The organism is Flintibacter sp. (assembly GCF_046973065.1).
Genome location: NZ_JBKVXZ010000002.1, coordinates 32204 through 46459, shown reverse-complemented (window position 1 = coordinate 46459; position 14256 = coordinate 32204). Strand labels below are relative to the sequence as shown.

16 protein-coding genes are annotated in these 14256 nt (G+C 55.4%); 15 read left to right on the top strand and 1 reads right to left on the bottom strand.

Going from position 1 to position 14256, the window contains the following annotated elements; all coding sequences use genetic code 11:
* Positions 1-13 precede the first annotated feature (13 nt).
* The 11 genes from ACLTXB_RS01040 to ACLTXB_RS00990 all read left to right on the top strand — a co-directional run bounded on the left by ACLTXB_RS01040 (position 14) and on the right by ACLTXB_RS00990 (position 9061).
* On the top strand, positions 14-1735 hold the full coding sequence (locus ACLTXB_RS01040) for an ABC transporter permease (RefSeq protein ID WP_317335384.1): 1722 nt from the start codon (positions 14-16) through the stop codon (positions 1733-1735).
* Entirely contained in the window at positions 1735-2769 is a 1035-nt protein-coding gene (locus tag ACLTXB_RS01035) for an ABC transporter ATP-binding protein (RefSeq protein WP_412260855.1), read from the top strand. The genes ACLTXB_RS01040 and ACLTXB_RS01035 overlap by 1 nt, the downstream gene beginning before the upstream one ends.
* On the top strand, positions 2766-3635 hold the full coding sequence (locus ACLTXB_RS01030) for a ComEC/Rec2 family competence protein (protein ID WP_337601814.1): 870 nt from the start codon (positions 2766-2768) through the stop codon (positions 3633-3635). The genes ACLTXB_RS01035 and ACLTXB_RS01030 overlap by 4 nt, the downstream gene beginning before the upstream one ends.
* Positions 3636-3655: 20 nt before the next feature.
* Positions 3656-4684, top strand: coding sequence for a LacI family DNA-binding transcriptional regulator (locus tag ACLTXB_RS01025; RefSeq protein ID WP_337601816.1), 1029 nt, complete (start codon positions 3656-3658; stop codon positions 4682-4684).
* A 32-nt stretch (positions 4685-4716) separates the two neighbouring features.
* Positions 4717-5607, top strand: a complete 891-nt coding sequence (locus tag ACLTXB_RS01020; protein ID WP_276896419.1) for a PfkB family carbohydrate kinase — start codon at positions 4717-4719, stop codon at positions 5605-5607.
* A 9-nt stretch (positions 5608-5616) separates the two neighbouring features.
* Positions 5617-5943: a hypothetical protein gene (locus tag ACLTXB_RS01015; RefSeq protein ID WP_412260858.1), complete on the top strand. Its 327-nt coding sequence runs from the start codon at positions 5617-5619 to the stop codon at positions 5941-5943.
* Positions 5944-6047: 104 nt separating this feature from the next.
* Positions 6048-6476: an endonuclease/exonuclease/phosphatase family protein gene (locus tag ACLTXB_RS01010; protein WP_317335377.1), complete on the top strand. Its 429-nt coding sequence runs from the start codon at positions 6048-6050 to the stop codon at positions 6474-6476.
* A 1301-nt stretch (positions 6477-7777) separates the two neighbouring features.
* Entirely contained in the window at positions 7778-7912 is a 135-nt protein-coding gene (locus tag ACLTXB_RS01005) for a hypothetical protein (protein ID WP_021748065.1), read from the top strand.
* 5 nt (positions 7913-7917) lie between these two features.
* The gene (locus ACLTXB_RS01000) at positions 7918-8208 is read left to right on the top strand and encodes a hypothetical protein (RefSeq protein ID WP_021748064.1); all 291 of its coding nucleotides are present in this window, start codon (positions 7918-7920) and stop codon (positions 8206-8208) included.
* A 416-nt stretch (positions 8209-8624) separates the two neighbouring features.
* Complete coding sequence (locus ACLTXB_RS00995; protein ID WP_287554446.1) at positions 8625-8801, top strand: hypothetical protein; 177 nt, start codon at positions 8625-8627, stop codon at positions 8799-8801.
* 11 nt (positions 8802-8812) lie between these two features.
* Entirely contained in the window at positions 8813-9061 is a 249-nt protein-coding gene (locus ACLTXB_RS00990; protein WP_021748060.1) for a hypothetical protein, read from the top strand.
* A 321-nt stretch (positions 9062-9382) separates the two neighbouring features.
* On the opposite strand, the gene ACLTXB_RS00985 is transcribed toward ACLTXB_RS00990, so the two are convergent.
* Entirely contained in the window at positions 9383-10267 is an 885-nt protein-coding gene (locus ACLTXB_RS00985; RefSeq protein WP_036629650.1) for a LysR family transcriptional regulator, read from the bottom strand.
* A 339-nt stretch (positions 10268-10606) separates the two neighbouring features.
* Between ACLTXB_RS00985 and ACLTXB_RS00980 the strand changes: the two genes are divergently transcribed.
* Genes ACLTXB_RS00980 through ACLTXB_RS00965 form a run of 4 tightly spaced genes read left to right on the top strand, consistent with a single transcriptional unit; the run spans position 10607 to position 14242 of the window.
* On the top strand, positions 10607-11959 hold the full coding sequence (locus ACLTXB_RS00980) for a purine-cytosine permease family protein (RefSeq protein ID WP_021748057.1): 1353 nt from the start codon (positions 10607-10609) through the stop codon (positions 11957-11959).
* Between the two features lie 7 nt (positions 11960-11966).
* Positions 11967-12620, top strand: a complete 654-nt coding sequence (locus ACLTXB_RS00975; protein WP_021748056.1) for an aspartate/glutamate racemase family protein — start codon at positions 11967-11969, stop codon at positions 12618-12620.
* Positions 12621-12638: 18 nt separating this feature from the next.
* The gene (locus ACLTXB_RS00970) at positions 12639-13580 is read left to right on the top strand and encodes a DUF1177 domain-containing protein (RefSeq protein ID WP_317335371.1); all 942 of its coding nucleotides are present in this window, start codon (positions 12639-12641) and stop codon (positions 13578-13580) included.
* Complete coding sequence (locus tag ACLTXB_RS00965) at positions 13577-14242, top strand: AroM family protein (protein WP_276896433.1); 666 nt, start codon at positions 13577-13579, stop codon at positions 14240-14242. The genes ACLTXB_RS00970 and ACLTXB_RS00965 overlap by 4 nt, the downstream gene beginning before the upstream one ends.
* Positions 14243-14256: the final 14 nt, after the last annotated feature.

Here is a 14256-nt window from a genome sequence, read left to right as displayed (position 1 = left end):
GTGGGGAGCATATATGGCAAAAGGACCTATGCCCTTCGGCAGGAGGGGCTTTTCCCTCCGGTCTCTGGTGCTGTACATTTTCATTATATTCGGCCTGCTGGCGGTTTTCGGCCTGTTCTTCCTGCCCCTGTGGAAACTGGCGGAGGTCGCCTTTCAAGAGGAGGGGCAGCTGAGTCTGGGGATCTTCTGGGGGCTGCTAACGGACCCCAAGACCCTCAAGGTCATTTGGGACACCATCTACATCAACATCCTCTCCTCCTTTTTCGCAACAGTCATCGGCGTTATCATGGCCTATTTTGTAGCTTATGCGGATATCCGCGGCAAGAAGTTCATCCATTACGCGCTGCTGCTGCCCCTGGTCATTCCGGGCTACATCATCACCCTGGCCTGGATGCAGTTTTTTGCCAAGAGCGGCTTTGTGGCTTCACTGGTCCAGAGCGTCATGCCAGGGGCGGCCATGCCCAATATCTACTCCTACTGGGGCATTATCTTTGTGTTTTCCGTGACGAAGTACCCCTTGATCTACACACTGACCCTCAGTACCTTCCGCAAGATATCCACGGATATGGAACTGGCTGCCGCCATTTCCGGCTGCAATAAGGTGAAGACCTTTTTCAAGGTTACGCTGCCTATGTCCCTGTCCGGCGTGGCCAATGGGCTGCTGCTGGTATTTATCTCCTGCCTGGATAATTTCGGCACTGTGGCCTTCCTGGGAATCCCAGCCAGGATCACCGTGCTGTCCACTGATATTTATCAGGCCATCATCTCCTTCTCCGGAAACAGCTTCGGCGAGGCTGCTGCGGAATCCGTTATCCTGGGTGTGATCGGCGTGCTCTCATCCCTGATCCTGTGGCAGGTAGCCAAGATGTTCCAGACCATGCAAACGGACCTGGAGGACATGTCGCCTCGGTTTTTCCTGCGGCGTAAAAAGCTGCTGGTGGAGAGCCTGATGTGGCTGGTCATTTTCATCATCAACTTCGTGCCCATGCTGACCCTGATCGTGACCGCCTTCATGAAAGGCATCGGCGGAGGCTACGGCCTGGACAACATGACTCTGGAGAACTTCGCCTTTGTGTTCAGCAACGCCAAGAGCTTTAACGCCATCAAGAATAGTATCTTCCTTGGAATCACCACTGCGCTGATCTGCGTGGTGCTGGGCACCATCGTGGCCTATCTGATGGTCCGCCGTCCCTCTGTGCTGATCCGGGTGGTGGAGGGCATCATCTCCGTCCCGTATTCGATCCCGGGAATCATTCTGGGACTGGCCCTGATCCTGACCTGGGCCAGACCGCTGCCCATCATCAATCGGACGATCTACGCCACGGTGTTCATGCTGCTGGTATCCTATGTAGTCCGTTTCACCTCTTTACAAATCCGAAACAGCACCACCGGTGTGCTGCAAACAGACGTGTCCATGGAGGAGGCCGCGGAGATCTGCGGTGCCAGCGGGTTCAAAAAGTGGAGCTCTGTCATTATTCCGCTGATTTTCCCTGCTACCATCTCCGGCATGGGCCTGGTGTTTCTGAATGCACTGACGGAGCTGACTACCTCTTCCCTGCTGTGGTCCGCCGGCTCCGAGACGCTGGGCGTCGTCATCTACAACTATACCTCTGCGGGATACACCACTTACGCCTGCGCCCTGTCCACAGTTGTTTGCATCACGATTCTGACGCTGGTACTGCTGTACCGGGGTGTCTCTGCCATCCTGCGTCATAAAATGGGGAGGAATGGATAATGAGTACGGAAATTCGAAACATCGTCATGGACTTCAATGGCTTTAAGGCTCTCAACGGCATCAGCCTCAAGATTCAGGACGGAGAGTTTATCGCGGTCCTGGGGCCGTCCGGTTGCGGCAAAACCACGCTGTTACGGCTGCTGGCCGGCTTCACCCCCCCCTCCTCCGGTGAGATCCGTATCGGCGAGCAGGTGGTGGCCAACCGGGACTATGTGCTGCCGCCCAATGAGCGCTTTATCAGCATGGTGTTCCAGTCCTATGCGCTGTGGCCCCATATGAGTGTGCGTAAAAATGTGGAATTTCCCATTAAAAACAACAAGTTTGTGTCCCCAGAGATCCGCTCCAACTGCGACAGCCGCGTCCAGGAGCTGATCGGTATGGTGGGTCTCACCGGCATGGAAAAGCGGCTGCCTGCCCAGTTGTCCGGTGGCCAGCGGCAGAGAGTGGCCCTGGCCCGGGCCCTGGCAGTGAACCCGGATCTGCTGCTGATGGACGAGCCGTTATCCAATCTGGATACGGAACTACGCGTGGAGATGCGCCGGGAGATCAAGGAACTCCACCAGAAGACCAAGGTGACCGTGGTCTATGTGACACACGACCAGTCTGAGGCACTGGCCCTGGCGGATCGGATCGTGGTGATGAACCAGGGGCAGATCGAGCAGGTGGGTACGCCACAGGAGATCTACAGCCACCCGGCCACTCCCTTTGTAGCCAAATTCGTGGGGCGGTCCAACCTGATCGCCGGCACTTGGTCTGCAGATACATTCACCCCTGCCGGCTCTACAGCCTGCTGGGAGGGGAGCCAGGTGGCTCCGGTGTTCCGCGAGAGCGGCCACTATCCTGTCAAGCCGGAGCACCTGCAAGTGAAGCGGGATGGCCGGGACGGCGTCCGTGCGTCTGTTTATGAGATCGAGTACCAGGGCGTGGAGGTCCGTATGATGCTGCACAATCAGGCGGATAACGAGATCCTGGAGGTCCGCTACCGAGGCGACGAGACCTATCGGGTGGGAGATGAGGTGACGCTGACCCTATGAGCGAGCTGCACATTCTGGATGCGGGACGCGCGGACTGCACAGTGCTTCTTCTGGATACTCCCCAGGGGCGGCAGACGGTGGTAGTGGACGGGGGCGGAAAATATTACGGGGCCCGCCGCCCCTTGTTAGAGTTCCTCACCCAGAGAAATATCTCCGATATCGACTTGCTCATCCTGACCCATCTGCACCAAGATCACTTCGGCGGCTTTGTGCACCTGGTCGACCAGGTGCAGGTGCGGCGGGCTGTGGCGCCCTGCAGAGATCTTCAGTTTGCCGACCGGGTGTATCCGGTATTTGGAGATCAGGAGTTTTACCGGGAGTATCACACGTTTTTCCAATATCTGAACCGCAGCGGGACAGAACTGATCCGGTCGAAAGAGTGCGCCGGAAGGACCTTTACCTTCGGAGACTTCGCGCTGGACTGCCTCTACCCCATGCGGGACAGTACGCAGCGGTCGGTGACCTATGCGGAGGCCCTGTGTGCGCCTGAACTGACGGAAGAGGCCATGGCGTGGAATCTGGAGGCCCACAAGCAGACCTGCAATGAGGACAGCAGCATTTGGCTGCTGCGGAAGGGTGGTGCTGATCTGGCGCTGCTGGCCGGGGATAGTACCGATGAGACCATGCGGGCGGCTTTGTGCGGCCGAACGGTCCGGCCCCGGCTGCAAAAACTGTCCCACCATGGGATCTGCGCCCGATATTTCTCGGAATATGTACAAAAGATCGTGGAACCTGAAATTTTAGTGGTCAGCGTTGACAAAATCCATTATACTAAAGAGATGGGAGCTCAGGTCGACGCGCTATGCGCCGCGGGCGGTTCCCAATGCTATTATACCTTCCAGGGGGATGTGAGTATCTCCCTGTGAACCTGCGGAGAGGGAACGCTATGGAGAGGCTGACCATCAAGGACATTGCGAAAATGGCGGGGGTATCCCACACCACTGTGTCCCGGGCGCTGAATGGGGCGCAGAACATCCGACCAGAGACCTATGCCAAGATCATGGAGCTCTGCCGGACGACCGGCTACACGCCTAATGCGGCGGCTAGGCAGCTCAAACGCAGCGATTCGGGGGCCATCGGGATTATCGTGCCGGATATCTCTAACGCCTTTTTCTGCGAACTCACCCGCCATCTGGAATGGATGACCCGGCAGAAAGGACGCAATGTCTTTATTTCTAGTTCCTTCTATGACTATGAGATCGAGGATGAAAACATCCGGGCCCTAATGGAAAACCGGGTGTCGGGGATCATCCTGTCCGGAGTGGGGGACCAGACGTATCTGCACCTGCGAAACCACCTTGGAAAGGTCCCCATTGTGTTTCTGGGCGACAACATCCCGGAGGGGATGGTATCCCAAATCACTGTCAACAATTATGAGGGAACCCGTATGGCCACTCGGTATCTGATCTCCTTGGGCCATCGAGAACTGATGTTTCTGGGCGGGCGGGATTTCTCTGTGACCCACCGCCGCCGGCACCAGGGGTTTCTGGATGCAGCGGCCGCTGCTGCAAATGTCTGCTATGACATTTTTACCATTTTGTCTGGCAGCAAGATTGAAGATGGATACCGCACAGGGCTTGCATATTTCACCCATTGTATTGAGAATAAACAGCCTATTGCTACCGGCATCCTGTGTATCAACGATCATTTTGCACTGGGCGTCATGCAGGCGGCGGTGGAGACCGGTGTGGACATCCCGGGACAGGTCTCCCTGATCGGGTTTGACGACGTCTCCTTCGCTTCGCTTCCCAAGATCCAGCTGACCACCATTTCCCAGCCCAAGGAGGAGATCTGCGACGCCGCCGTGCGGACGCTGGAGGAGCTAATCCATGCAGCCGAGCCTGCTCCGGTCAGTTGCAAGACCATTCAGCCCGTTTTAGTCCGGCGGGATACCTGCGGACCTCCGGGGCGCTAAGTCGTTCGGCAATTCTGAGAGGAGGCAGTTTCATGAAACAGTATGATACCTTTATCATTGGGCATCTGTGCATCGACGAGATCCTGAACTCCGCCGGGGAAGGAGAATTCTCCATCGGCGGCGCTGTGGTCTATTCCTCCTATGCCGCCCTGGCCGGCGGCAACCACGTAGGCATTTTGATCAAATCCGCGCCCCGCGAGAAAATGATCCCATATATCCTGCCTGTCCACACAGAGGACATTTATTGGCTGAGATCCGATTCCGAGACCACCTCCATCCGCAATCAGTTCCTGGATGACAAGCACGAGCGCCGGATCACCACTGCGCTGGCACAGGGCAGTACCATCACTGTGGCGGAGCTGCCGGAAGGCATCTCTGCGAAGATCTATCAGTTGGCGGGACTGATGAAGGGCGACTATGAGGACGACATTATCAAGGTCCTGGCGCAACGGGGCAAGGTTGCGCTGGATATGCAGGGCTATCTCAGGGTTCCAGATCCCTCCACTAAAGAGATGGTGTACCACGACTGGGACCGGAAACAGGAGTATTTTCCCCACATCACCTATCTGAAAACCGATGCCGCCGAGGCGGAGATCCTCACCGGCACATCGGACCGGCGGGAGGCTGCCCGCCTGATGGTGGAGTGGGGCGTCAAGGAAGCGCTCATCACCCACAATACCGAGGTTCTGGTCTATGACGGCAAGGAGTACTACACCTGCCCCCTGAAACCTCTGGGGCTGGCCGGCCGTACCGGCCGGGGCGACACAACCTTCTCCGCTTACATCACCGAGCGGGAGCGGGCAGACATCCCCCAGGCCCTGGCCTACGCCTCCCAGCTGGTGTCGCTGAAGATGCAGACACCGGGGCCCTTTAAGGGCGACCGGGCGGATGTGGCGTCGTTCGCAGACAAGTATTATCACTGAGGGCGTGCCATGGAAGCGATTCCTTACAAGCTGCGTCTCCAGCTCAGCGACGAGATCCCTCAGGAGGGGCAGCGCCGGGTCATGGCCCGCATCCCCGCCTTCGACGCACCGGAGATTGACAACTCTTTTTTCCCTCTCACCGGCGGCGGAAAGACACTGCGGGGCATGGTGCTCAATATGGCGCTGGGGCGTTTCCCTGCGGAAACGGCGGCTTTCCTTCGGGAATGCCCTCAGGCCCGGGATATGGACATCACCTTCAGCAATGAGTCGGATGACGGTTGCTGTCACAGCGGCTGCCGGAACCCCCCGCCGAAATCGCCAGGGCCATCGGGATGAACTACGCCTTCGCTCTGGAGTTCATCGGCTTGGCGGGGCCGCAGGATCCCAAGGGCTAGAGTGACAACACGCTGTTCAGCCGCTGGCCCATCAAACGGGTCTCTGTGCTGCATGTGCCCCAGGGGTATAACTGGTATTTCGACTCGCAAAAGCGCATCGGTGAGCGCGTGGCCATTCTGGCAGTGCTGGATGTGGCAGGTCGGGAGGTGGGCGCTGTCTGCGTCCACCTGGAGAACAAGACCTATGCAGCTGCCCAGACATTGCAGATGCGGGCCCTGCTGGACGCAGTGGACCGTTTGCCGCCGGGGATACCGGTATTCATGGGGGACTTCAACACCAACACCTATGACGGTGTCGGCCTGGAGGCTGCAGGACATTCCATCAGGGAACAGCATCTGGGCATGCCGCCCCGGGATGTGGCCGCCTGCGAGCTACTGCTGCCCGTGGCGGAAGAGGCGGGTTTTTCCTACTGGGACTGCAACGACCTAGTTGCCAGGACCCGCAGGAAACCCTTGCCTGACGGCGTACTGTAGATGCATCTGGAGTGGATTTTTCTGCGGGGACTGACCTGCCTGGACCGGGGTACTGTGTCCACGGAAGTGTGGGACTGGATCTAGATGCCCCGAGAGTCTGTGCTGCGCCGTTTTAGTCGTCCGGAACTGGCGGATTACAACGCTGTTTGGGCGCTGTGCGCGCTTCCCTGAAATGTCTTCCGCGGGCTAGACCGTGCCGGCGGGGCAGCACTGCCAGGACGGCACCCAGAGCAGTGGGGATTAGATGAGGTGCATTTGGGGCAGATGACCAGGCGGTGAGACCTGGTCGAACGTCCGCCGCTTTTCAGCGGCGGACGTTTCATTTTGTGCCGGTGGAGCTAAAATCTCTGTATGACCTAAGTGACTCAAAGGAGCGGACGGCAACGTCCAAGAACGCGGACCACCGTTCCTACGCAGGGAAAAATTGAGCCTGCTGCCACCTCTCAGTGGGCGTATTTTGAAAGACACACTTGAGCTTCTTTCCTTGCATGCGTTACACCGGAAACAAGCAATAGCGTTTTCTTCTGCGATTAAATATATAGATGAGCAGATCGGTGAGGGCGCGTAGTGAAGCAAGGCGAGCAGAAAACCAGATCGGCAGGATTACCCGGCGGATTGGTTTTCTGCATGGAGTAGGAGAGCGGAGGAGGGAGGTGGAAGCGAGGAAATGGAAATAGATATTTCGAACGTCTTGACGGAGAGTGGCTTACACTAAACGGGTTAAATTGAGTCTGGGTGCCTGAATATTGAAATTAAAAAAGCGTATTGATGTAAACGGCACGCTCATAATTGGGAGGCGCTGTTTTTATGTGACTTCCTGAATTTTGTTTTAACAATTTGAGATGGATGGTATAGCTTGAGATAGACTGTGTTTCACAAAAATAATTTAGGGGATGAAATAGATTATCAAAATTTGCGTCGCAGTAAAGAATATAGACCCCTCGGAGAAGATTATAGAGAGAGGGGCCTGCGCACTGGGGACCCGAGCGAAACGGCCAATTGTTATCATCTGTAAGGGGATGTGTGGGGTTTTGCCGGAAGGGGCCGGGGACACTGAGGAGTGTGCGGCCTGTATGCCCGCCTTACGAGCAGAGGGTGATCTCAGCTCCACCGAACCATTGGGAACAAAGGTGGGCCGGTTGTGATACTCTACGGAGGGTGAAAGAAAAAGCAGGCATAAAATCTAGACATATCAGAAACTGGGACGGAAAATCTACGGAAAACCAGCAGAGAAAACGACGGACCTTCACCCGAAAATCTGTGGAATTTGAGCCTGTCGGGTAGCGGAAAGAGTTGCTGTAATGTGCACAATCTTTGAGAAAGGAAAGACCTTATATGAAAAACAGGCCACATTGCTCTGCCTGACTTTTTCGGCCCCCATGCAGATCAATCTGGAGGTGACGCTGCTGGAACCCATCTGCCTGCCCCACCTCTGAGTGGCATGGCCGTCACCGCCAGCCTCAGCAGCCATGTGATGCTGAACCAGCATCTGCTGGAGGCGGTCATGGGGAAAAGTCCCTCTCTGCGGGTGGTGTTCTCGGCTTATAAGGACTTTACCTGCATTCTCCTGTGTCCATCGGAGAGCGGCGTGTACAAGTTCCCCAAAAGCGGGCGCATCAAGGACATCGCTTTCTCCCGCAGCCCAGTAGAGGCGGGTTCGCCCTGCCGGCCCGCTACACGGCGGCGCGGAATCCCGCACACAGCAGATAGGTGGGCGTGTTGGATACGCTAGTCCGGCCCGACGCCGGACCGGCGAAGTCCGGCAATCTGAGTGCCCGGAAAAAGAGAGACGGAAGGCGTGGGGACTGATGAGGAGCAGGGAGCGACACGAGAATTGGGTGCGCGTTTTTCACGTGTTCTTGGCATTCAGCCGGGAGGGCCTGCAGCGCAACGGCGTCCGGCTGGTCCGGGAGGAATTTGCGAGAAACGTCGGTCCAGCCTGCTGGGAGGCGCCATGCACCTATCCTGCCTACGAGGTCTGCTGCAGCTGAACGTCCTACCGCAGGGTGGGGATCCAAGGGGTGATCCGGGAGATGTGCAGTCAGCGGACGGAGCCGCGTGGAGAGCGTCTCCCTGGGCCAACCCTAGTGTGAGCCCCAGCGGCCGGCGGAGTTCATAGCCCCGCCCTGGGGGGACCTCACTAACGGCGTGGTCTTCTGGGACTATGTCACCCGACTGGAAGAGGAGAAGCGGCGGCTAGTCCAGTGCTACTGCAGCAAGGAGATGAATGAGGAGTTCCCGGCCTGCACAGACAAGGACTGCAACGACCTGATCCGGCTGAATCAGGAGCTCCGGCGGGACATGGAGCGGTATCTGTCCATTTAGGGGACGCAGGTTTGAAACTTAATGGCTTCGTCTTTTGGCTCTGCGGAAACTGGCGAGGAACGGAGGACAGCTGCCGGGTCTGGTCGTTCCTGGACCGGGACACGGAGGTGTACGCAGTCCTGACAAAGTTGAAGGAAAACCTCTCTGCCTCCGCGACCAATGCGGCGGAGTCCCGCTGTGAACAGCTGTGCGAGGCGGAAAAAAGCCCTCCCCAGGCCAAGCCAATCGAGCACGATACCCGGTCCGTGAGCTGGACCTAGATTTTTGACCTGGTGTGGCTGGTCGGACTACTGGAAAAGCGTCTCCCAGGAAACCGTGTGCGCTTTGCTGGAGGTAGCCCCGTCGGAGTTTTCGGACTATCCCGGCCCGCTGATAGAACAGAGGCCCGCCGCTTTCAGCGGCGAGCCTCCTTTTTTAACAGAACACTACTTCAGACTTCCTCTACCACCCTAAAATAAGATCAGCTGCTGAGTAAGGGTGGGTTTCGCAAGGGTTAGACGTTCTGTTTCCCCCTAGAGATTGCAGCAGTTCAGACTTATTTCCCGCCGTGCTTAATTTGACAATTCTTTTGAGAGTGCGCTTCAAATATTCATGAGATTGTTGTCTGAAAAAAAGGTGACCACTTCTTTTCGAAAAAGGTTTACCGTAGGCGAGATGTACTGCGGAAAAACGGTAACTAGTCCGATGGTTCGGATAGGTGCGTTTTCAATCGGATAGACATTGATACAACTGTCTGGTGGATAGGTAATGGAGGCGGTGATCCGAAAGCCAAACCCCTGCCGGATATACTCGTAACAGGATTCATCATTGTCGATTCGAAAAACAGAATCAAAGGGGATCCCCGCTGCGGACAGGATGGAGTCGCTTTCTTTGTCAAAATTCCCAGTCCGCAAAATAATGGGCATGTCCCGGAGGTCTTCGGAAGTCATACTAACGCCGTTCCTAGGGGCATAGTCCTTGGGAGTAAAGCAGACCATAGGAGTCCTGTGGAGGGGAATAAAAGATGCTGCGTTGTAGTAGGAGTTGAACACAATGGCCAGATCGATCTCTCCACTCTCCATCCAATGTTTGATCTGCATGTCATTGGCCTGGCGGATGGAAACTTTGATGTTGGGATACTTTTGATGGAACTGCTGCAAAATGGAGGGGAGCCAGTCCCGGATCACATTGTTGTATGCGGCGATATGGACGGAACCCGTCACGGAGTTTTTCAGCCGTAGTGCCTCCTCCACCAAAGCGTTGCCGGATTTCAAATAATTCTGTATATAGGGGAGGAGCGCTTTACCGCTGCTGGTCAGCTCAAAGTGGTTGCGCTCGCGGATAAAAAGGGCGTATCCCACGCCGTCTTCAACCTTTTTTACCATGTGGCTTACAGCAGAAGGGGTCAAATTGAGGATATTTGCGGCCTGACTAATACTGTGGTGTTCTGCTACGGTGGCGATAACGTTCCATGAATAGAGTGACATGGCAACCTCCGTTGAATTTCACTTCAATAATACTACAAAAAAACGCCAAAGATTGTCAACGATAATTACGCAATTGCGGCTGAAAAACTGTGAAAAAACTCAAAAAACGTTGGATGGCAATAGATGTGACAAAGAAGTCTCATAAAAACAGCCACTATTAATTGAATTATTGTTCAATTTATGGTGGCTATTTTTGCTATTTACATCAATAAAGGGCAGCTCTATAATAAACAATAATCCGTTGGCGTACTTTATGGGAAAACAAATGTTTTCCTGTGAGAGGTGGTTCTTCGAAAACTCCAGGAACTGAAACGTGTGTACTGAGAAAGGAGACGAAACATGGAAGAGAAAAGCAGAGCTGTGAGAAGCGTGGAATCAGAGGAGACCTTCAACGACTATGAATTTTCCCCAGTGCCCGACGAGAAGAAAAACACCTGGAAGGCCCAGGTCTTTGTCTGGCTGGGCGTTGGCTTCTGCCTGACGGCATTCACTCTGGGCGGCCAGATTGCCCTGGGACTTGGCTTTTGGCCCACTGTCGCGGCAGTGCTTGTGGGCGGCATCATTTTGACAGTGGTGGGTGCCCTGGTGGGTGCCATCGGTGTCCGGAGCGGACTTTCCTCGACTGTTTCCTCTAGATTTACCTTCGGTACTTATGGTGCGATTATTTTCGGACTGATCAACGCCCTGTGCAACTTCGGCTGGTTCGGCTATCAGTGCACATTTTTCGGCAGCAGCATTACCAGCATGTTCAAGCTGGCGGCGGGTATCGAGGTAAATCTGACGGCGTGCATTGTCATCGGCGGCCTACTTATGATGATAACGGCCATTGTGGGTTATAAGGGCATCAAGGTTCTGTCCCAGTTCGGTGTACCGCTGTTGTTCCTGCTGGTGATCGGCGGTGTGATAAAGACGTTTACAGTAGTCCCTGCCGGCGAGATCGTTTCTGCACCCCCAGTTGAGCCGATCTCCTTCGCTACCGCCGTGTCTTTGATGGTGGGCAGCTTTATTGTAGGCGTGTCTATTGTGCAGGATTTCACCAGATACTCCAAGACTGTGAAGGACTCCTCCATCGGCATCGTTTTGGGCTTTACCATTGGTTATCCCGCAGTAGTGATCTGCGGTGCAATCTTTGCCTGCGCCTTCCAGTCCAATGATCTGACCAATACGCTGATCAATGTGCTGGGTTTTGGATACATTGCGGCCTTTATCATCGTGATAGCCACCTGGACCACCAATGATAATAACCTCTATCAGTCCGTTCTGGGCCTCACCAATGCCTGCCACGGCATCATCAAGCTGCCCCGCTGGGTCACCACAGCCATCTGCGGCGTGATTGCCACCATCTTGGGCGCCATCGGCATGATCGACTGGCTGGTTCCTTTCCTGAATATTCTCTGCGTAGTAGTGCCTCCGATTACCGGCGCAATGCTAGCAGATTTCTATATCCTGAAAAATGCGGACAATTACAGATTTGAACTGATGGATAAGATCCCCAACGTGCGGCCTGACACCAGCATTGGAGCCATTGTGGGCTGTCTGGTGGGCCTGTGCATGAACGAGCCCCCCGTAGGATTCGGCGTGCCATTTATGGTGCGGCTGTCTACGATCGTTCCCTCCGCCCTGGTGGCGATGGCCTGCTCCGTGGTGATGGTGCTTATCGCCAATCAGTTTACTGCCAAGAAGGCGGCCTGATAGAACCATGGTCAGGAAGAACATTGTCGTCATTCGTGTCGTCACGCTGGAGGACCAGACCCTGCTGCGGATGCACGGAGACCTGATCGAGGCGTATTATCCTGCACTCCGAACGGATTCGTACTGTATCGGGGAGCAACCGCGGGGAGTCTGCGATCTGAAGACCAAAACCCTGGCAGTTCCAAAGATCATTGCGTTGGCAAAGAAGCATCAGGACGCAGACGCCATCGTGATCAGCTGCTGTGATGACCCGGCAGTAGAAGAACTGAGGGAGATGCTCTCTGTTCCGGTCATCGGTGCCGGAACGGCTGTGAGTGCGGTGGCCCGCAGCTTGGGCAAACGGGTGGGAATTATTGGAATTACAGAATATGTGCCTGAGCCCTATCGGAGAATTTTGGGAGATGATCTGATTGACCTTGGCAGACCTGAGGGCGTGACGTGCACACTGGATTTGATGATAGGCGCGGGCCGGGAGAGCGTGCTGCGCAAGGCGCGGGAGTTGAAAGCCCAGGGCGCGAACTGTATTGCTCTGGCATGTACGGGAATGAGCACGATTCGGATTGCCCGGGAGATTGAGAACAGCTGCGGCATTCCAGCGGTGGACCCAGTGATGGCAGAGGGACTCTTTGCCTATTATGCTTGCTTGCAAAGCGAACGATAAACGGAAGAAGGAACGCATATGTTAATTAAACAGATCATAGAAGTATTTGATCTGCTGGACAGCCCCCATGCCTGCGGGGAAGAGGTTAAAGCTTATTTACAGAGCAAGGGGGAGGACGATATCACAGTCAAGACTATCCGGGACGGAAAATACGCCACGGATTTTATCAAAATCGTCATCGCCGGAAAGAATGGAAGGCTTACCGGGGGAACTGCTCCCACTATGGGCATTGTGGGGCGGCTGGGTGCGATTGGCGCCAGACCGGAAGTGACTGGATACGTCTCTGACGGCGACGGCGCGTTGTGTGCTCTGGCCACCGCGTCAAAGTTAATGGAAATGAAGCACAGGGGTGATGCGCTGGAGGGAGATGTAATCATCTGCACCCAAATCTGTCCCCATGCGCCGACGCAGCCTCACGAGCCGGTTCCGTTCATGGGCTCTCCCGTAGACATGGCCACCATGAACCGGGAGGAAGTGAACGACAAAATGGAAGCGGTTTTGTCCATCGACACTACAAAGGGCAACAGCGTCATCAATGTCAACGGTTTTGCAGTGTCTCAGACCGTCAAGGAAGGCTATATCCTGCGGTACAGCAGCGATATTCTGGATATCATGCAGCGCACCACCGGAAAGACCCCCCACACTTTTGGCGTTTCCATGCAGGATATCACCCCTTACGGCAACGGACTTTTCCATCTCAACAGCATTTTGCAGCCCGCCACAGCGACTGCCGCCCCAGTGATCGGCGTGGCAGTCACCACCGAGCAGCCTGTGGCCGGATGTGCCACGGGAGCGTCTCACTTTGTAGATGTGGAGGAGACCGCACGTTTTGCGGTGGAAGTGGCCAAGGCATACGGTGCCGGTAAGTGCAGCTTTTACGATGAGCGGGAATTCCAAGCCCTGGTAACCCGATACGGAAGCATGTGCCGCCTTCAGACTATGGGGGCGGATGAACAGTGAAAAAGATCGGTGCGATTACCATCGGTCAGGCCCCCAGAACCGATGTGATGGAGGATCTTGACGATATCCTACGGGGAGATGTTGAACTGATACAGGCCGGTGCACTGGATTTATTGACACTGGAGGAAGTGGAAACGCTGCGGCCCGATGGTACGGGAAACACCTTGGTCAGCAGAATGCGAGATGGTACAGGCGTCATGCTGCAAGAGCAGAAAATTCTTCCTCTGCTACAACAGCGGATCCATGATCTGGAGGAGCAGGGTGTCAGCGCGATCCTGATTATGTGCACGGGAGAGTTTCCGGAGACCTTTGTGTCGAGGGTGCCCTTGATCTATCCCAGCAAGGTTATTTGCAACGTCGTGGCAGCTCTGGGCAACCTCTCACGCATTGGAATCATCACGCCAGAAGAGGCTCAGATAGAGGACATTCAAAAAAAGTGGAGGCCCATTGTGGAGACAGTGATCCCCGTTCAGTGGAATCCCTATCTCGAAAGCGAGTCTGAAAGTGCGGTTTCTCGGCTGAGAGATGAGCAGGTGGATCTGGCGGTGATGGATTGCTTCGGATACAGCAGGAAGATGCGTGATTTTGCTGCGCAGGCCCTCGGCAAGCCGGTGATTCTCTCCCGCACGATGGCGGCTCGTGTCCTGTTGGAGATTGTATAAACATTTTTCTGTGG